This window comes from Streptomyces sp. NPDC047917, assembly GCF_043204345.1.
Lineage (GTDB): Bacteria > Actinomycetota > Actinomycetes > Streptomycetales > Streptomycetaceae > Streptomyces > Streptomyces sanglieri.
Genome location: NZ_JBIDCA010000005.1, coordinates 66,069 through 82,474 on the forward strand (window position 1 = coordinate 66,069; position 16,406 = coordinate 82,474).

At 72.6% G+C, this 16,406-nt stretch carries 13 protein-coding genes and 1 pseudogene; 11 read left to right on the forward strand and 3 right to left on the reverse strand.

The features are described from left to right. Positions 1-37: 37 nt before the first annotated feature. The 3 genes from ACGF8B_RS13120 to ACGF8B_RS13130 are packed head-to-tail and all read left to right on the forward strand — an operon-like array spanning position 38 to position 4,087. Positions 38-2,068, forward strand: a complete 2,031-nt coding sequence (locus ACGF8B_RS13120; RefSeq protein WP_392737549.1) for a putative cobaltochelatase — start codon at positions 38-40, stop codon at positions 2,066-2,068. Further along, entirely contained in the window at positions 2,068-2,667 is a 600-nt protein-coding gene (gene cobO / locus ACGF8B_RS13125; RefSeq protein WP_388581221.1) for a cob(I)yrinic acid a,c-diamide adenosyltransferase, read from the forward strand. Before ACGF8B_RS13120 ends, cobO begins: the two co-directional genes overlap by 1 nt. Before the next feature lie 46 nt (positions 2,668-2,713). Continuing rightward, on the forward strand, positions 2,714-4,087 hold the full coding sequence (locus tag ACGF8B_RS13130) for a cobyrinate a,c-diamide synthase (protein ID WP_392737551.1): 1,374 nt from the start codon (positions 2,714-2,716) through the stop codon (positions 4,085-4,087). A 73-nt stretch (positions 4,088-4,160) separates the two neighbouring features. Here ACGF8B_RS13130 and ACGF8B_RS13135 read toward each other — a convergent pair whose 3' ends face one another. Then, positions 4,161-4,883 (reverse strand): ZIP family metal transporter, encoded by a 723-nt coding sequence (locus ACGF8B_RS13135; protein WP_392737553.1) that lies wholly within the window; start codon positions 4,881-4,883, stop codon positions 4,161-4,163. Positions 4,884-4,963: 80 nt separating this feature from the next. Here ACGF8B_RS13135 and cobC point away from each other — a divergent pair. Continuing rightward, positions 4,964-6,646, forward strand: a pseudogene (cobC, locus tag ACGF8B_RS13140) (Rv2231c family pyridoxal phosphate-dependent protein CobC). Positions 6,647-6,794: 148 nt separating this feature from the next. On the opposite strand, the gene ACGF8B_RS13145 reads toward cobC, so the two are convergent. Both ACGF8B_RS13145 and ACGF8B_RS13150 read right to left on the reverse strand, forming a co-directional pair. After that, entirely contained in the window at positions 6,795-7,898 is a 1,104-nt protein-coding gene (locus ACGF8B_RS13145) for an SCO1860 family LAETG-anchored protein (protein WP_392737555.1), read from the reverse strand. Between the two features lie 324 nt (positions 7,899-8,222). Beyond that, positions 8,223-9,323, reverse strand: coding sequence for an amidohydrolase family protein (locus ACGF8B_RS13150; RefSeq protein ID WP_392737556.1), 1,101 nt, complete (start codon positions 9,321-9,323; stop codon positions 8,223-8,225). Positions 9,324-9,461: 138 nt separating this feature from the next. On the opposite strand from ACGF8B_RS13150, the gene ACGF8B_RS13155 reads away from it, so the two are divergent. The 7 genes from ACGF8B_RS13155 (at position 9,462) to ACGF8B_RS13185 (ending at position 16,258) form a co-directional block, all read left to right on the forward strand. After that, positions 9,462-10,568 carry a pyridoxal-phosphate-dependent aminotransferase family protein gene (locus ACGF8B_RS13155; protein WP_392737558.1) on the forward strand — a complete coding sequence of 369 codons (1,107 nt, stop codon included), beginning with the start codon at positions 9,462-9,464 and terminating at the stop codon, positions 10,566-10,568. A 338-nt stretch (positions 10,569-10,906) separates the two neighbouring features. After that, positions 10,907-11,437, forward strand: coding sequence for a diaminobutyrate acetyltransferase (ectA, locus tag ACGF8B_RS13160; RefSeq protein WP_311203009.1), 531 nt, complete (start codon positions 10,907-10,909; stop codon positions 11,435-11,437). A gap of 114 nt (positions 11,438-11,551) precedes the next feature. Beyond that, positions 11,552-12,820 (forward strand): diaminobutyrate--2-oxoglutarate transaminase, encoded by a 1,269-nt coding sequence (ectB, locus tag ACGF8B_RS13165; protein ID WP_392737560.1) that lies wholly within the window; start codon positions 11,552-11,554, stop codon positions 12,818-12,820. Positions 12,821-12,933: 113 nt separating this feature from the next. Beyond that, positions 12,934-13,332: an ectoine synthase gene (locus tag ACGF8B_RS13170; protein ID WP_342286998.1), complete on the forward strand. Its 399-nt coding sequence runs from the start codon at positions 12,934-12,936 to the stop codon at positions 13,330-13,332. A gap of 3 nt (positions 13,333-13,335) precedes the next feature. Beyond that, the gene (gene thpD, locus ACGF8B_RS13175; RefSeq protein ID WP_392737563.1) at positions 13,336-14,229 is read left to right on the forward strand and encodes an ectoine hydroxylase; all 894 of its coding nucleotides are present in this window, start codon (positions 13,336-13,338) and stop codon (positions 14,227-14,229) included. Positions 14,230-14,327: 98 nt separating this feature from the next. Further along, the gene (locus ACGF8B_RS13180; protein WP_392737564.1) at positions 14,328-15,353 is read left to right on the forward strand and encodes a VOC family protein; all 1,026 of its coding nucleotides are present in this window, start codon (positions 14,328-14,330) and stop codon (positions 15,351-15,353) included. A 335-nt stretch (positions 15,354-15,688) separates the two neighbouring features. Next, positions 15,689-16,258 carry a hypothetical protein gene (locus tag ACGF8B_RS13185; RefSeq protein ID WP_392737566.1) on the forward strand — a complete coding sequence of 190 codons (570 nt, stop codon included), beginning with the start codon at positions 15,689-15,691 and terminating at the stop codon, positions 16,256-16,258. Positions 16,259-16,406: the final 148 nt, after the last annotated feature.

Sequence of the window (16,406 nt, forward strand, 5' to 3'; positions counted from 1 at the left end):
TTTTCCATGACCATTCATTCGCAGGAGGGATCGCCCCGTGAGCACGCATTTCCCGTTCACCGCCGTCGTCGGGCAGCAGGACCTGCAACTCGCCCTGCTCCTCAACTCCGTCGCCCCGAACATCGGTGGCGTCCTCGTACGGGGTGAGAAGGGCACCGCGAAGAGCACTGCCGTGCGCGCGCTCTCGGCGCTGCTGCCGGAGGTGGACGTCGTCTCCGGATGCCGTTTCTCCTGCGCCCCCGAGTCGCCCGACCCGGCGTGTCCGGACGGCCCCCACGAGCCGGGTACCGGCGTGGCGCGGGACGCCCGCATGGTGGAGCTGCCGGTCGGCGCGTCCGAGGACCGGCTGGTCGGGGCACTCGACATCGAGCGGGCGCTCGCGGAGGGCGTGAAGGCCTTCGAGCCGGGCCTGCTGGCCGACGCGCATCGCGGGATCCTCTACGTCGACGAGGTCAACCTCCTCCACGACCACCTCGTGGACCTGCTGCTGGACGCGGCCGCCATGGGTGCCTCGTACGTGGAGCGCGAGGGCGTCTCCGTACGGCATGCCGCCCGCTTCCTGCTCGTGGGGACGATGAACCCCGAGGAGGGCGAGCTGCGGCCCCAGTTGCTCGACCGGTTCGGGCTGACCGTCGAGGTCGCCGCGTCCCGGGAGACCGATCAGCGGGTCGAGGTGGTGCGGCGGCGGCTCGCGTACGACGACGACCCGGCGGGCTTCGCGGCCGGATGGGCCGACGAGGAGGACGCGTTGCGGGCGAGGATCGTCGCCGCGCGGGCCCTGCTGCCCGAAGTGCTGCTCGGGGACTCGGCGTTGCGGCAGATCGCGGCCACCTGTGCGGCCTTCGAGGTCGACGGGATGCGCGCGGACATCGTGATGGCCCGGACGGCCACCGCGCTGGCCGCCTGGGCGGGCCGTACGGATGTGCTCGCCGAGGACGTGCGTCGGGCGGCCCTGCTCGCGCTCCCCCACCGGCGCCGGCGCAATCCGTTCGACGCGCCGGGGCTCGACGAGGACAAGCTCGACGACACGCTGGAGCAGAACGGCGGCGGGGACGACGACCCGGACCCGGACGGCCCCGGTGGCGGCGGCCGCCCCCCGCAGGGCGACGGCCCCGACACGCCGCCGGCGCCCGAGGGCGGGGCCGACGACGCGCCCGCGCCGTCCGTGCCCGAGCAGGGCCGGGAACAAGGGCAGGAACAGGGCCAGGGGCAGCCGTCCGGGGGCGGTGAGCGGCAACCGGTGGGCGCCACCGAGCCGTTCCGCACGAAGATGCTGAGCGTCCCCGGGCTGGGCGAGGGCGCGGCCGGGCGGCGCTCCCGGGCCCGTACCGAGCACGGGCGTACGACCGGCGCGCGGCGTCCGCAGGGCGCCCTGACCAAGCTGCATCTGGCGGCCACCGTGCAGGCCGCCGCCCCGCACCAGCGGTCGCGGGGCCGGTCCGGGCGCGGTCTCGTGGTCCGGCGGGACGATCTGCGGCAGGCGACGCGGGAGGGGCGCGAGGGGAATCTGGTGCTCTTCGTGGTGGACGCCTCCGGGTCGATGGCCGCCCGGCAGCGGATGGCCGCGGTCAAGGGCGCGGTCCTCTCGCTGCTGCTGGACGCGTACCAGCGGCGGGACAAGGTCGGGCTGATCACCTTCCGGGGCAGGGACGCCGAGGTGGCGCTGCCGCCGACGTCGTCGGTGGACGCCGCCGCCGCGCGCCTTGAACTGCTGCCGACCGGCGGTCGCACCCCGCTCGCGGCCGGACTGCTCAAGGCCCATGAGGTGCTGCGGGTGGAGCGGTTGCGTGATCCGTCGCGCCGGCCGCTGCTGGTCGTGGTGACCGACGGGCGGGCGACCGGCGGCCCCGATCCGGTGGCGCTGGCCTCCCGGGCGGCGCGGCTGCACGAGGCGCAGGGCACCGCGTCCGTCGTCGTGGACTGCGAGTCGGGGCCGGTACGGCTCGGCCTCGCGGGAAGTCTCGCCCGCGATCTCGGGGGCGGCGCCGTCACGCTGGAGGAGCTGCGGGCCGACTCGATCGCCGGGCTCGTCAAGGACGTTCAGGAAACCAACAGGAGGGCCGCGTAATGCCGCAGGGACAGCCGACCACCGTGCCCGACGACGGGCTCACGACCCGTCAGCGCCGCAACCGTCCGCTGCTGATGGTGCACACCGGCATCGGCAAGGGCAAGTCGACGGCGGCCTTCGGGCTGGCGCTGCGCGCCTGGAATCAGGGGTGGCCGATCGGCGTCTTCCAGTTCGTCAAGTCGGCGAAGTGGAAGGTCGGCGAGGAGAACGCGCTGAAGGTCCTCGGGGCGAGCGGCGAGGGCGGCTCCGTCGTCTGGAACAAGATGGGCGAGGGCTGGTCGTGGGTGCAGCGCGACGGCCAGCTGGACAACGAGGAGGCGGCGCGCGAGGGCTGGGAGCAGGTCAAGCGCGACCTGGCGGCCGAGACGTACCGGCTGTACGTCCTCGACGAGTTCGCGTACCCGATGCACTGGGGGTGGGTCGACACCGACGAGGTGGTCGAGGTGCTGCGCGAGCGCCCCGGTGCGCAGCATGTGGTCATCACCGGGCGCAACGCGCCGCAGAAGCTGCTGGACGCCGCCGATCTGGTGACCGAGATGTCGAAGGTCAAGCACCCGATGGACGCCGGTCAGAAGGGCCAGCGGGGCATCGAATGGTGAGGGACCGGCAGTTGGTCAGGGACGGACAGCCGGCTGGGGACGGGCAGTGAACACTCCTCGTCTGGTGATCGCCGCGCCCTCGTCGGGCAGCGGCAAGACCACCGTCGCCACGGGGCTGATGGCGGCCTTCGCGGCGCGGGGCCTCGCCGTGTCCCCGCACAAGGTCGGGCCCGACTACATCGATCCCGGCTACCACACGCTGGCCACCGGCCGGCCGGGGCGCAACCTCGACGCGTACATGTGCGGCCCCGACCGGGTCGCCCCGCTGTTCGCGCACGGGGCGGCCGGCTGCGACCTCGCGGTGGTCGAGGGTGTGATGGGACTGTACGACGGTGCGTCGGGCCAGGGCGAGCTGGCGTCGACCGCGCAGGTCGCGAAGTTGCTGCGGGCGCCCGTGGTACTGGTCGTCGACGCGTCGTCGCAGTCGCGTTCCGTGGCCGCGCTGGTGCACGGTTTCGCCTCGTGGGATCCGCAGGTGCGGCTCGGCGGGGTGATCCTGAACAAGGTCGGCTCCCAGCGGCACGAGGCGCTGCTGCGGGACGCGCTGGAGGAGTCCGGTCTGCCGGTGCTGGGGGTGCTGCACCGGGCCGAGCAGGTGGCCGTTCCGTCGCGTCATCTGGGTCTGGTGCCGGTCGCCGAGCGGCGGGGCGACGCGGTGGGCGCGGTCGCGGCGATGCGGGAGCAGGTCGTGGCGGGGTGCGATCTTCAGGCGCTGATGGCGCTGGCCCGTTCCGCGCCGCCGCTGCCGGGCGAGGTGTGGGACGCGGCGGAGGCGATCGCCGGCTGCGGCGGGCCCGTGCCGCTGTCCGCCCCGGCCGGGGCCCCGGTCGTCGCAGTGGCCTCCGGTGCCGCGTTCACCTTCTCGTACGCCGAGCACACCGAGCTGCTCACCGCGGCCGGGGCCGAGGTCGTGCCGTTCGACCCGTTGCGGGACGAGGGGCTGCCCGAGGGCACCCGGGGGCTGGTCGTCGGCGGGGGGTTCCCGGAGGTGTACGCCGGTGAGCTGTCCGCCAACGCGGCGCTGCGCAAGGCCGTGGCCGGGCTGGCGGAGTCCGGGGCCCCGCTGTCCGCCGAGTGTGCCGGGCTGCTGTACCTGGCGCGTTCGCTCGACGGGCTGCCGATGTGCGGGGTCCTCGACGCGGAGGCCCGGATGTCGAAGCGGCTGACGCTCGGCTACCGGGAGGCCGTGGCGATCTCCGACAGTGTGCTGGCGGCCCCCGGCACCCGGGTGCGCGGCCACGAGTTCCACCGCACCGTGCTGGAGCCGGGCGCCGGCGCCGATCCGGCGTGGGGCATGCACCAGCCGGAGCGGCGGGTCGAGGGGTACGTACAGCGGGGCGTGCACGCGAGCTACCTGCACACGCACTGGGCGTCGGCGCCCGGCATGGCCCGCCGGTTCGTCGAGCGGTGCGCGGAATGAGCCGGTGCGGGAACCGGTGTCGGTACGGGGACCGGTGTCGGAAGCGATGAGGCGCCCGGGGGCGCTGCGCTGCTCAGTCCGCGATGCCCACCACGAGCCAGATGAAGCCCACCCCGGCCACGGTGCACAGCAGCGTGGAGCGGGCCGGGTGTTCGTGGTGTGCCTCGGGGAGGATCTCGGCGGCCGCCAGGTAGAGCAGCGCGCCGCCGAAGAAGCCGAGATAGCAGCCGAGGAGTTCCGCCGGAAGGGTGAACAGGAGCGTCGTCGCGGCGCCCACGATCGGTGCCAGCGCGTCCGCGAACAGCATGATCAGGGCCTTGCGGCGGGCGTTGCCGTACAGGCTGGTGATCGTGTACGTGTTGAAGCCGTCGGCGAAGTCGTGCGTGATGACGGCGAGCGCGACGGCGGCTCCCATGCCCGCGCCCACCTGGAAGGCCGCGCCGAGGGCGACGCCGTCCATCAGGCTGTGGCCGACCATCGCCGCCGCCGCCGTGAGCCCGACCTGCGGCACCCGTTCCCCGCCCGCGCCGTGTGCGGCCTGGCGCACCGCGAGCAGCCGCTCCACCAGGTGGGCGACGAGGAAGCCGCCGACGAACAGCAGCAGGGCGGCCGGGACGCCGAACACGGCCTCGCCCGCGGCGTCGACCGCCTCGGGCAGCAGGTCCAGGCCGACCACACCGAGCATCAGCCCGCCGGCGAAGCCGAGCACCAGGTGGCGGCGGTCGGTGACGCGCTGGGCGACCCAGCCGCCTGCCAGGGTCATCAGGAACGCGCCGAGCGCGACGAACACCGCCATGCGCTCTTGCTAGCCGATCGACCCCGGTGCGCGCATCTCAGCGCGCCTCCGTTCCCGCACTCCTCGTGAAAGGCCGCTCCATGTCCGAAGCCGACGCGCCCGCCGCGTCGCTCGCCGTCGGGGTCGGCGCGTCCAGGGGCGCGCCGGTCGAGGAGGTCCTCGGGCTGGTCCGGGACACCCTGCGCGCGGCCGGGCTCTCGCCGATGGGCGTCGCCGAGCTGGTGACCGTGGACGCCAAGGCGGACGAGCCGGGCATCGTCGCCGCCGCCGAGGCGCTCGGCGTACCACTGCGGACCTATCCGGCCGGGGAGTTGGCCCGGATCGAGGTGCCCAATCCGTCCGGCGCGCCGCTCGCCGCGCTCGGAGCGCCGTCGGTCGCGGAGGCCGCCGCGCTCGCGGCGGGCGGTGAGCTGCTGGTACCCAAACGGAAGTCGGCCCCGACGGGGCGGGCACCGATGGTGACGTGTGCGGTGGCGCGCCGCGGTCCGCCCTGAGGGCCGTCCGTGACGCCCGCGGCAGCGGACGCGCCTCTTCCCGACCGTTGCGTGAAGCCCGGTGCCGGGCGCATAGTCGTTCTGCCGTACTCAGAGGATCGACCGGGACGGCCGCGGCAGCCGGCCTCCCGTACCCACGACGACGGCCATCACCACCATCCCCCCACGGCGGACATGCACACTCCCACTGAGAATCCCGACGCGACAGGCGCGGGCACGCACGATCTGCGGCATCACGGTGACGCGGAAGTACGGGGACGGGACCGGGATCTGACCGATCTCGCCGTCAACGTACGGGCCGGTACTCCCCCGGCCTGGCTGAGGGAGCGGATAGCCGGGTCGCTGGGCTCGCTCGCCGCCTACCCGGACGGCCGGTCCGCGCGGGCCGCGGTCGCGGACCGGCACGGGCTGCCGGTGGAGCGGGTGCTGCTGACGGCGGGTGCGGCGGAGGCGTTCGTGCTGATCGCGCGGGCGCTGCCGGTCCGCCGCCCGGTCGTGGTCCATCCGCAGTTCACCGAGCCGGAGGCGGCGCTGCGCGCGGCCGGGCACGAGGTGGGGCGGGTGCTGCTGCGGGCCGAGGACGGATTCCTGCTGGACCCGTCGGCGGTGCCCGAGGACGCGGATCTGGTGGTGGTCGGCAATCCGACCAACCCCACGTCGGTGCTGCATCCGGCGGCGCTGGTGGAGCGGCTGGCCCGTCCCGGCCGGACGCTGGTGGTCGACGAGGCGTTCATGGACGCGGTGCCGGGCGAGCGCGAGACCCTGTGCGGGCGTACGGACGTTCCCGGCCTCGTCGTGCTGCGGAGCCTCACCAAGACCTGGGGGCTCGCGGGGCTGCGGATCGGCTATGTGCTGGCCGATCCGGGGACCGTCCGCGCGCTGGAGGAGACGCAGCCGCTGTGGCCGGTGTCGGCCCCGGCGCTGACCGCCGCCGAGGCGTGCATGGAGCCGCGGGCGCTGGCCGAGGCGGCCGCCGCCGCGGAGCGGATCGCGGTGGACCGGGCCCATCTGGTGGCGGGGCTGCGGGAGTTCACCGAGGTGCGGGTGGCGGAGCCGGCCGAGGCGCCGTTCGTCCTGGTGCGGCTGGAGCGGGCCGCGGAGGTGCGGGAGCGGTTGCGGATGCTGGGGTTCGCGGCGCGGCGAGGAGATACGTTTCCCGGGCTCGGTCCGGAGTGGCTGCGGCTGGCCGTGCGCGACCGCGCCACGACCAACCGCTTCCTCCAGGCGTTCGACCAGGCGCTGCAGACGCTGGGCGCGGCCGTGCGCTGACGGCCTGCGGCCGCTGGGCCCGCGCGCCGGCGGCCGGTCGCTGCCGGCGCTCCGTCGCGCGCGGCTGCGGGGAGCGGCGCCCCGTCACACGTACGCCGCTCCCCGCCCCCTACAGCTCCTCCGCCCCCCCTCGGGCCTCCGGGCGGGATCAGCCCTGGGCGCGCCGCCTGGCCACGATCACGGCCCCGGCGCCCGCCGCCAGCAGTACGGCCGCGCCACCCGCGATGATCGGAGTGGCGGAGCTGCTGCCGGTCTCCGCGAGGTTCGAGTCGACGGCCGGTTCGTTGCCGGTGCCGGTCTGGGGCTTCACCCCGCCGTCGCTGTTGCCACCGTTTGCGCCGTTGCCGCCGTCACCGGAACCACCGTTGGTCGAACCGCCGTCGGTGGAGCCCCCGCCGGTGGACCCACCGCTGCTCGGACCACCGTTGCCGGACCCGCCGTTGCCGGACCCGCCGTCGCTGGATCCTCCGTTGCTCGTGCCGCCGTTGCTCGTGCCGCCATTGCTCGTGCCGCCGTTGTCGCCGCTGCCCGGCCCGGTCGACTTCGGTGTCTCGCAGGTCGCCTCGGCGAGCGTGATCTCGCCGCGCACATCGGCGACGTTCAGCTTGAGCGGGTTGACGGAGACCCTCAGCTGCAACGCGGTCGCCGCGGCGGTGCGCGAGGTGGTGCGCGTCTTCGAGAGGTCCAGGGTCACCTCGCCGACGGCCGGGACCTTGACCTGCGTGGTGCCGCCCGCGGTGAGGTCGATGCGCTTGCCGAGGACCGTTACGTGCCCCAGCACGTTCGACTCGGCGACCGGCTTACGGCCCACCTCGCAGACCGCCCTGGACGTGACCTTCTCCACCTCGATCAGCGAGAGCACCGGCAGTCCGGGCACATGGACCCGGGCCCTGGCCACATTGCTGTAGCCCTCGGCCCGGTGCTTGTCCGCGGTCGCGTTCGCGGTGGCCACATCGGCGGCGAGCACGCTGACCGGCCGGCCGCCGTCCACACCGTCGAGCCGCACACTGAGCGCGGTCTCCTTGGCGTCGGCGGGCGCGTGCACCTCGTTGAGCGTGGCCCTGAGCGGCACGTCGACCGTCTTGTTCAGGAGCGAGACGTCGAGTGCGGTACGGAGCACGACCGCGCTCGCCCTGCCGCCACCCGTGGTCGTGGTGGTCGCGGTGGCGGCCTGCGCCGGGGCGGCGACCAGCAGCGCGACGGGAGCGGCGGCGACCGCCAGGGCGGCCAGGCGGAAGGTGTTGCTGTTCAAAGTGGTGGAACCCCCACAAGAGACATGGAGCCACCGGTGCCGTCCAATGGGGGACATCGAGAGCTCCGGTGGCCTCGACCCCGAAAGCTTTACGCACGGAGGGTGAACTGGCGGACACCTGACGTGAGTTCACCCCAAAGGGTGGTTTCCGTGCCTGTATTCGAATATCTCGGTACGTTCGTTCCTCCGGGTCACCCGATCCGCTGAGCGCGCACCGCACCGGATCCGACTGCGCCGGGGTGCGCGCGAAAGTGTTCCAACGACGGGGCAGGGGTTCGGTAACTGCCTGTCAACACGACGCACCCCGGTCACATGACGCCGGACTCAGCCGACCACCCGCCCGTTCAGAACCACCCGCCGGGGTGCCGCGAGCACCCGTACGTCCGCCCGCGGGTCCTCGTCGTACACCACCAGGTCCGCCGGGGCGCCCTCCTCCAGCGCCGGCCGCCCCAGCCACTGCCGTGCGCCCCAGGTCGTCGCGGACAGCGCGTCCAGCGCCGGAATGCCCGCCTTCACCAGCTCGGCGACCTCGTCCGCCACCAGCCCGTGGGCGAGCACCCCGCCCGCGTCGGTGCCGACGAAGACCGGCACCCCGGCGTCGTACGCCGAGCGCACCGTGTCGTAGCGCCGCTCGTGCAGCCGCCGCATATGCGCCGACCAGCGGGGGAACTTGGCGTCGCCGCCCTCCGCGAGCGAGGGGAACGTGGCGATGTTGACCAGGGTGGGGACGATCGCGACCCCTCGCTCGGCGAAGAGCGGAATGGTGTCCTCGGTGAGCCCGGTGGCGTGCTCGATGCAGTCGATCCCGGCCTCCACGAGATCGCGCAGCGATTCCTCGGCGAAGCAGTGCGCGGTGACCCGGGCGCCGAGCCGGTGCGCCTCGGCGATGGCCGCTTCGACCGCCCCGCGCGGCCAGCAGGCGGTCAGATCGCCCACCTCCCGGTCGATCCAGTCGCCGACCAGCTTCACCCAGCCGTCACCGCGGCGCGCCTCCTGCGCGACGTAGGCGACCAGCTCGTCCGGCTCGATCTCATGGGCGTAGTTGCGGGTGTACCTGCGGGGCCTGGCGATGTGCCAGCCGGCCCGGATGATCTTCGGCAGGTCCTCGCGGTCGTCGATCCACCGGGTGTCGGCCGGCGACCCCGCGTCCCGCAGCAGCAGCGCACCCACCTCCCGGTCGGCGAGGGCCTGCTTCTCACTGGTCGCCGCGTCCACGGCGCCGTGGTGGTCGAGCCCGACGTGGCAGTGGGCGTCCACCAGACCCGGCAGCACCCAGCCGGTGACGGTCACCGCCCCGTCCGCGCCGGCCGGCCTCCCGTACGAGATCCGCCCGTCGACCACCCAGAGCTCGTCCCGGACGTCGTCGGGGCCGACGAGCACCCGTCCCTTCACGTGCAGCACCTGCGATGCCTTGTGATCACTCATGGGCAGCACTGTACGAGGCGGCGTACGGGGCCCCGGCTACCCGTACGGCCCTGGGTACGCTTCGACGGAAACACCTCCCGTACGCGACAACGCGCACCGGCCCGACCCGGCCCGACCCGACCCGAAGAGAGCACCACCGTGACGCACCCCTTCCTCGACCTCGCCCCGCTCACCGCCGCGCACTTCGCGGCCATCGAGAAGCGGGTGGCCGGCCTCCTCGCCACCGAGCAGGACGTCGTCATCATGCAGGGCGAGGCGCTGCTCCCCCTCGAAGGCTGCATCCGGGGCGGTGCCCGGCCCGGCTCGACCGCGCTGAACGTCGTCACCGGTCCGTACGGGCAGACCTTCGGCAACTGGCTGCGGGACTGCGGCGCCGATGTCGTCGACCTGGCGGTTCCGTTCCACACCGCGGTCACCGCCGACCAGGTCGCGCGGGCGCTGGCCGAGCACCCGGAGATCGACTTCGTCTCCCTGGTCCACGCGGAGGCGGCCACCGGGAACACCAATCCGGTCGCCGAGATCGGTGAGGTGGTCCGTTCGCACGGGGCGCTGTTCATGCTGGACGCCGTCGCCTCGGTGGGTGCCGAGCCGCTGCTGCCGGACGCGTGGGGCGTCGACCTCTGCGTGATCGGCGCGCAGAAGGCGATGGGCGGCCCGGCCGGGGTGTCCGCGGTGTCGGTGAGCGAGCGCGCCTGGGAGCGGATCGCCGCCAACCCCCAGGCTCCGCGCCGCTCCTACCTCTCGCTGCTGGACTGGAAGGAACGCTGGATCGACGGCGGCCGCAAGGCCCTGCTGCACGCGCCGGCCCAGCTGGAGATGCTGGCGCTGGAGGCCTGTGTGGAGCGGATCGAGACCGAGGGACCGGCCGCGCTGATGGCCCGTCACGCCTCGGCCGCCGCAGCGACCCGGGCCGGCGCGGTGGCGCTCGGCGGCGGCCTCTCGCCGTACGTCCACGAGGCCGCGGAGGCGGCGCCGGTCGCGACCACGCTGCGCGCTCCGGAGGGGGTCGACGCCGCAGGGCTGGTCGCGCGGGCGCTCGCGGCCGACCCCTCGCTGCCGCTGATCGCGGGCGGGGGTGCGCTGTCCGGGGAGATGATCAGGGTCAATCACTACGGTGTGGATGCGACGCGGGGCGCGGTGCTGTCCTCGCTCGCGGCTCTGGGGGCGGCGCTGGCCGATACGGGCCGGCAGGTCGACTTCGAAGCTGCCCGCAAGGCCGTTTCGGAAACCTGGCCGAGCGAATAAATCCGGGCCGGGCGCCAATATTTCACGAATGCGGGGAGCTGCTTTATTCAGAGCAGCTCCCCGCATTCTTCTGCCCGGTTTCCCGAGCCCTAAACACCCGAGTTTCCAAAGTCTCCGAGCGGACCCGAACCACACAATTCCGTTGCGCCGCCCGAGAGTTACAACTATGTGACCGACTCCACACCGCGACCGTTATGCCGGATAAATAGCCATCAAAACGTAGGAAATCGCGGCCCGGTCGCGCCGGGGCACGCGCCCGCGTGATAACACAGGACGCCTTCCCGCCCAACCCTTCTCCTCGATGCGATTTGGAAATTTGCTGGGTAAATTCAATTTGCATGACCGCCGCACCAGCAGATTTTGCAAGTGCCCAAAACGAATTCATCACCATCGACACCCCACGAGTGGAGGACGGGGCCGCGATCTGGCGCATCGCCCGCGACTCCGAGGTCCTGGACCTCAACTCCTCGTACAGCTACCTGCTGTGGTGCCGTGACTTCGCGGCGACCTCCGTGGTCGCCCGGGGCGAGGCCGGTGAGCCCGTCGCCTTCGTGACGGGGTACGTCCGGCCGGACCGTCCCGGGACGCTCGTCGTCTGGCAGGTGGCCGTCGACCACGCCCACCGCGGGGCGGGGCTCGCCGGAAAGCTGCTGGACGCGCTGACCTCCCGGGTCGCCGCCGCACAGGGCCTGGCCTCGGTCGAGACGACCATCACCCCGGACAACACCGCGTCGGACCGGCTGTTCACCTCCTACGCGCAGCGCCACGACGTGGCCCTGGACCGCGAGGTGCTCTTCGACGGCGGGCTGTTTCCCGAGGGCGACCACCTTCCCGAAGTCCTGTACCGCATCGGCCCGTTCCACGCCTGAGCCCGCCCGGCCACCGCCACACCCGTACGCCCCGGCCCGGCCCGGCGGGGCTCCGCCACGCCCGAGCGCGCCCGCACCGCCGGCCCCACCCCCCTCTTGAGCAGGAGAGCCCCTGTGACCATCACCCCGCCCGCGCTGAGTGTCTTCGAGACCCTGGAGTCGGAGGTACGGAGCTACTGTCGCGGCTGGCCCGCCGTGTTCGACCGTGCGCAGGGCGCCCGGCTGACCGACGAGGACGGCCACAGCTACCTCGACTTCTTCGCCGGCGCGGGGTCGCTCAACTACGGCCACAACAACCCGGTGCTGAAACGGGCGCTGATCGACTACATCGAGCGCGACGGCATCACCCACGGCCTGGACATGGCCACCACGGCCAAGCGCACCTTCCTGGAGTCCTTCCAGAACAACGTGCTGCGCCCGCGCGATCTCCCGTACAAGGTGATGTTCCCCGGCCCGACCGGCACCAACGCGGTCGAGGCGGCGCTGAAGCTGGCCCGCAAGGTGAAGGGGCGCGAGTCCATCGTGTCGTTCACCAACGCCTTCCACGGCATGTCGCTCGGCTCGCTCGCCGTCACCGGCAACGCCTTCAAGCGGGCCGGCGCCGGCATCCCGCTCGTGCACGGCACGCCGATGCCGTTCGACAACTACCTCGACGGCCAGGTGCCCGACTTCCTCTGGTTCGAACGGCTCCTGGAGGACCAGGGCTCCGGGCTCAACAAGCCCGCCGCCGTGATCGTCGAGACCGTCCAGGGCGAGGGCGGCATCAACGTGGCGCGCCCCGAGTGGCTGCGGGCGCTGGCCGATCTGTGCCACCGCCGCGACATGCTCCTGATCGTCGACGACATCCAGATGGGCTGCGGACGCACCGGGTCGTTCTTCTCGTTCGAGGAGGCCGGCATCGTCCCCGACATCGTGACCCTGTCGAAGTCCATCAGCGGCTACGGACTGCCCATGTCCCTCTGCCTGTTCAACCCGGAGCTGGACATCTGGGGGCCGGGCGAGCACAACGGCACCTTCCGCGGCAACAACCCGGCGTTCGTCACGGCCGCCGCCGCGCTGGACGCCTACTGGGCGGACGGCCAGATGGAGAAGCAGACCCTGGCCCGGGGCGAGCAGGTCGAGCAGGCGCTGCTCGCGATCTGCGACGAGCACACCGCTCTCGGCGCGCGGTACCGGGGCCGGGGCCTGGTCTGGGGAGTGGAGTTCACGGACGAGGCACGCGCCGCCGCGATCTGCGCCCGCGCCTTCGAGCTGGGGCTGCTGGTGGAGACCTCCGGCCCGCGCAGCGAGGTCGTGAAGCTGCTGCCGCCGCTGATCGCCACCCCCGACGAACTGGACGAGGGCCTGCGCACGCTGGCCCGCGCGGTCCGCGACACCGTCTGACCACCCGGCCCGCCCGCCGGGGCGGGCCCCGACGAGAAACCGCACAGCGGAAGTCGCCGCGGTGGAGCACACCACGGCAGAGGACACCGCAGAGAGAAAGGCACCGACCCACCGTGATCGTCCGATCGTTCAGTGACATCGAGAACACCGACCGGCATGTGAAGGCCGCTTCCGGCACCTGGGAGAGCAAGCGCATCGTGCTCGCCCGGGAGAAGGTGGGCTTCTCGCTCCACGAGACCACGATGTACGCGGGCACCGAGACCTCGATGTGGTACGCGAACCACATCGAGGCCGTCCTGTGCGTCGAGGGCGAGGCCGAGCTCACGGACGACGAGACCGGCGAGAAGTACCGGATCACCCCGGGCACGATGTACCTGCTGGACGGACACGAGCGGCACACCATGCGCCCGAAGACCGACTTCCGCTGCGTCTGTGTCTTCAACCCGCCGGTCACCGGGCGGGAGGAACACGACGAGAGCGGCGTCTACCCGCTGCTGACCGAGGAGGGCTGAACCATGACCACCGATGTACGCACCGACCTGTATCCCACGCGCGGCACAGCCGAGATGACCACCCCCCGCCAGGACCCGGTGATCTGGTCCACGCCCGGCACCCCCGGCCCGGTGGCGGTGCGCGACCTCCAGGGCTTCGAGCGCGACGGTTTCCTCACCGTCGACCAGCTCATCACCCCCGACGAGGTCGCCGTCTACCACCGCGAACTGGACCGGCTGATCGCCGATCCGGCGGTGCGGGCCGACGAGCGCTCGATCATCGAGCCGAAGTCGCAGAAGGTGCGGTCGGTCTTCGAGGTCCACCGGATCAGTGAGGTCTTCGCCCGGCTGGTCGCCGACGAACGGGTGGTGGGCCGGGCCCGGCAGATCCTCGGTTCGGACGTGTACGTCCACCAGTCCCGGATCAACGTCAAGCCCGGCTTCGGCGCCTCGGGGTTCTACTGGCACTCGGACTTCGAGACCTGGCACGCCGAGGACGGGCTGCCGAACATGCGGGCGGTGTCCGTGTCGATCGCGCTGACCGAGAACCACGACACCAACGGCGGGCTGATGATCATGCCCGGTTCGCACAAGTCGTTCCTCGGGTGCGCGGGCGAGACGCCCAGGGACAACTACAAGAAGTCGCTGAAGATGCAGGACGCCGGAACCCCGTCCGACGAGGCCCTGACGAAGATGGCCGACCGGCACGGCATCAAGCTCTTCACGGGCAGGGCGGGTTCGGCGACCTGGTTCGACTGCAACTGCATGCACGGCTCGGGCGACAACATCACCCCGTACCCGCGCAGCAATGTCTTCATCGTCTTCAACAGCGTGGACAACGCCGCCGGGGAACCGTTCGCGGCACCGGCGCGGCGCCCGGAGTTCATCGGGGCGAGGGACTTCACCCCGGTGCGCTGAGGTGATCCGCCCGCGGGTCGGAGCGGTGTTCGCCGCTCCGCCCCGCGGGCCCCGAAATCGCTGGACCGGCACGGCGGCCGACGGCGAAGGTAGGGCCCATGACCTCACTCGTACGGCACATCACCATCGACTGCTCCGACCCCTACGGGCTCGCCCGCTTCTGGTCCGGGGTACTCGACACCCCGATCTCCGACCAGGACGCCCCCGGCGATCCCGAGGCACTCCTCGAAACCCCCGGTGCGGCGCTGCTCTTCATCCGGGTGCCGGAGCGCAAGGGCGGCAAGAACCGTATCCACCTGGACATCCAGCCGCAGGACCGGAGCCGGGACGAGGAGGTCGAGCGGTTGCTCGGTCTGGGCGCCACTCTCGTCGCCGACCACCGCAGGCCGGACGGGCGGGGCTGGGCGACGCTCGGCGACCCCGAGGGCAACGAGTTCTGCGTCGAGTGCGGTGCGGCGGAGCGGGCGGCCCTGACCGGGGCCCGGCTGCCGGTCACGGCGGACGACGTGACCACCGCGGTACGTCTCGCGATCGACGCGCTCCGGGAGTGCCCGCAGGACGGCTGGCACGCCCCGGCGGGGACGCTGGAGTGGACCCGCTGGGAGACCGCGGAGCACCTGAGCGACGATCTCTTCTCCTACGCGGCCCAGCTGGGCCTGCGGCAGCCGCCGCTGGACGCGTACGTCCCGTTCCGCTGGAGCGCCGACCGCGAGGGCGGTCCGGCGAACGCGGTCTTCGCGGACCGGTCGGCCGGAACCGCGGGGCTCCTGCGGACGTTGGAGGCGTGCGGCGCGCTGCTCGCCTCGATGGTGCGGACGGCCCCGCCCGGGCTCCGCGCGTACCACTCCTACGGGGTGTCCGACCCGGAGGGCTTCGCCGCGATGGGGGTCGTGGAGACCCTGCTGCACGCGCACGACATCACCGCGGGCCCGGGCGGCGACTGGACCCCGCCCGCCGGTATCTGCGACCGGGTGCTGGCCCGGCTGTTCCCGGACGCCCCGAAGGACGCCGACCGGTGGACCGTACTGCTCTGGGCCACCGGCCGCGCCGAGCTGCCCGGCCACCCGCGCGTCACCTCGTGGAAGTGGCGCAGCGCCCCGCTGGACGAGTCCGGACAGGAATAGCCCCGGGCCGCGGGCCCGGCGGGCCGGCCCGCGGCCGCCGAGCGGGGCCGGGCCCGCTTCGGCGTCGTCGGCCTGAGCCATCTGCCCGACCCGGCCCACCAGGTGCCGGCCGTCGAGGCACAGGATCCGCACCCCCCGCACGGCGCGGATCCCCGGCCGGGCGAGGGGCTCTGTCTCTTCGTCGGTCCACACAACTCACGATGATCGACGGTGGCCGTACCCATGCCCGTGCCAGCCCCCACCAGCAGGATCACGAACCCTGGTTGGAGGTCTTCGTTCTGAGCCGGTGACGGAGCGCGCGGACGTGGACGGCAACGCCCTGCCACTATCGGGTGATGAACCGACCCGACCTGCGGATCAGTCTGGACGACGCGACATGGCGCGGATTGCTCGCACTCGCCGAGCTCTACCGCACAACCCCGGAAAGAATGGTCAAGAGCTGGGCAGAAGGCGAGGTGACCTGTCGGCTCGGCCAGATGCTCGCCGGTATGCCCGCAGAACTCATCGTCCCCAAGGTGGGCACGTTCGTCGAGGTCCCGGCTCCGGAGCAGTGCCGTTGTTGGACGATCAACGGCTATCGACCGACCGGGGCCGACGAATCGTTGACCGTCAGTTTGATGGTGGCCTCGGGTGAGTTGCCGCCCGACTTCTACTTTGTTGCCCGAATACTGCGACGCTGGGCCGAGCTCGGCGTGGTGGCGCGCGGCACCGTCATGGACAGGTTTGCATGGCCCGCCCACACGGCGCTGGGCGGGCCGGAGCTGACCTTCGGCGGTGGCCGGCGTTGGACGCTCCGCTTCGCCGAATGCGACGCCTCCGGCCTGAGCGAACTCGGCGTCCTGGTGGAGTTCAACGGCACGGAGGTCACCGGGATCGACGCCCTCACGGACGCCACGGAATGCTGACCAGCCCATCGGCCCGCCGGAACAAGAGGGGTGAGAACGGGCCGCGACTGTGCCGGCCCCTCTCCCGCCTGCTTGGCACGCTCGACCGGGTCCGTCTCCGGCGGTTCTCGGTAAGGACCGGGCGACAAGCCGCTCAGGCATGAAGATC

Excerpts from the sequence above, each read along its gene's own strand:
- cobO (WP_388581221.1), top strand. The coding sequence starts at position 2,068 with ATGCCGCAGGGACAGCCGACCACCGTGCCCGACGACGGGCTCACGACC.
- ACGF8B_RS13135 (WP_392737553.1), bottom strand. The coding sequence starts at position 4,883 with ATGGCGGTGTTCGTCGCGCTCGGCGCGTTCCTGATGACCCTGGCAGGC.
- ACGF8B_RS13150 (WP_392737556.1), bottom strand. The coding sequence starts at position 9,323 with ATGAGTGATCACAAGGCATCGCAGGTGCTGCACGTGAAGGGACGGGTG.
- ectA (WP_311203009.1), top strand. The coding sequence starts at position 10,907 with ATGACCGCCGCACCAGCAGATTTTGCAAGTGCCCAAAACGAATTCATC.
- thpD (WP_392737563.1), top strand. The coding sequence starts at position 13,336 with ATGACCACCGATGTACGCACCGACCTGTATCCCACGCGCGGCACAGCC.
- ACGF8B_RS13180 (WP_392737564.1), top strand. The coding sequence starts at position 14,328 with ATGACCTCACTCGTACGGCACATCACCATCGACTGCTCCGACCCCTAC.
- ACGF8B_RS13185 (WP_392737566.1), top strand. The coding sequence starts at position 15,689 with ATGAACCGACCCGACCTGCGGATCAGTCTGGACGACGCGACATGGCGC.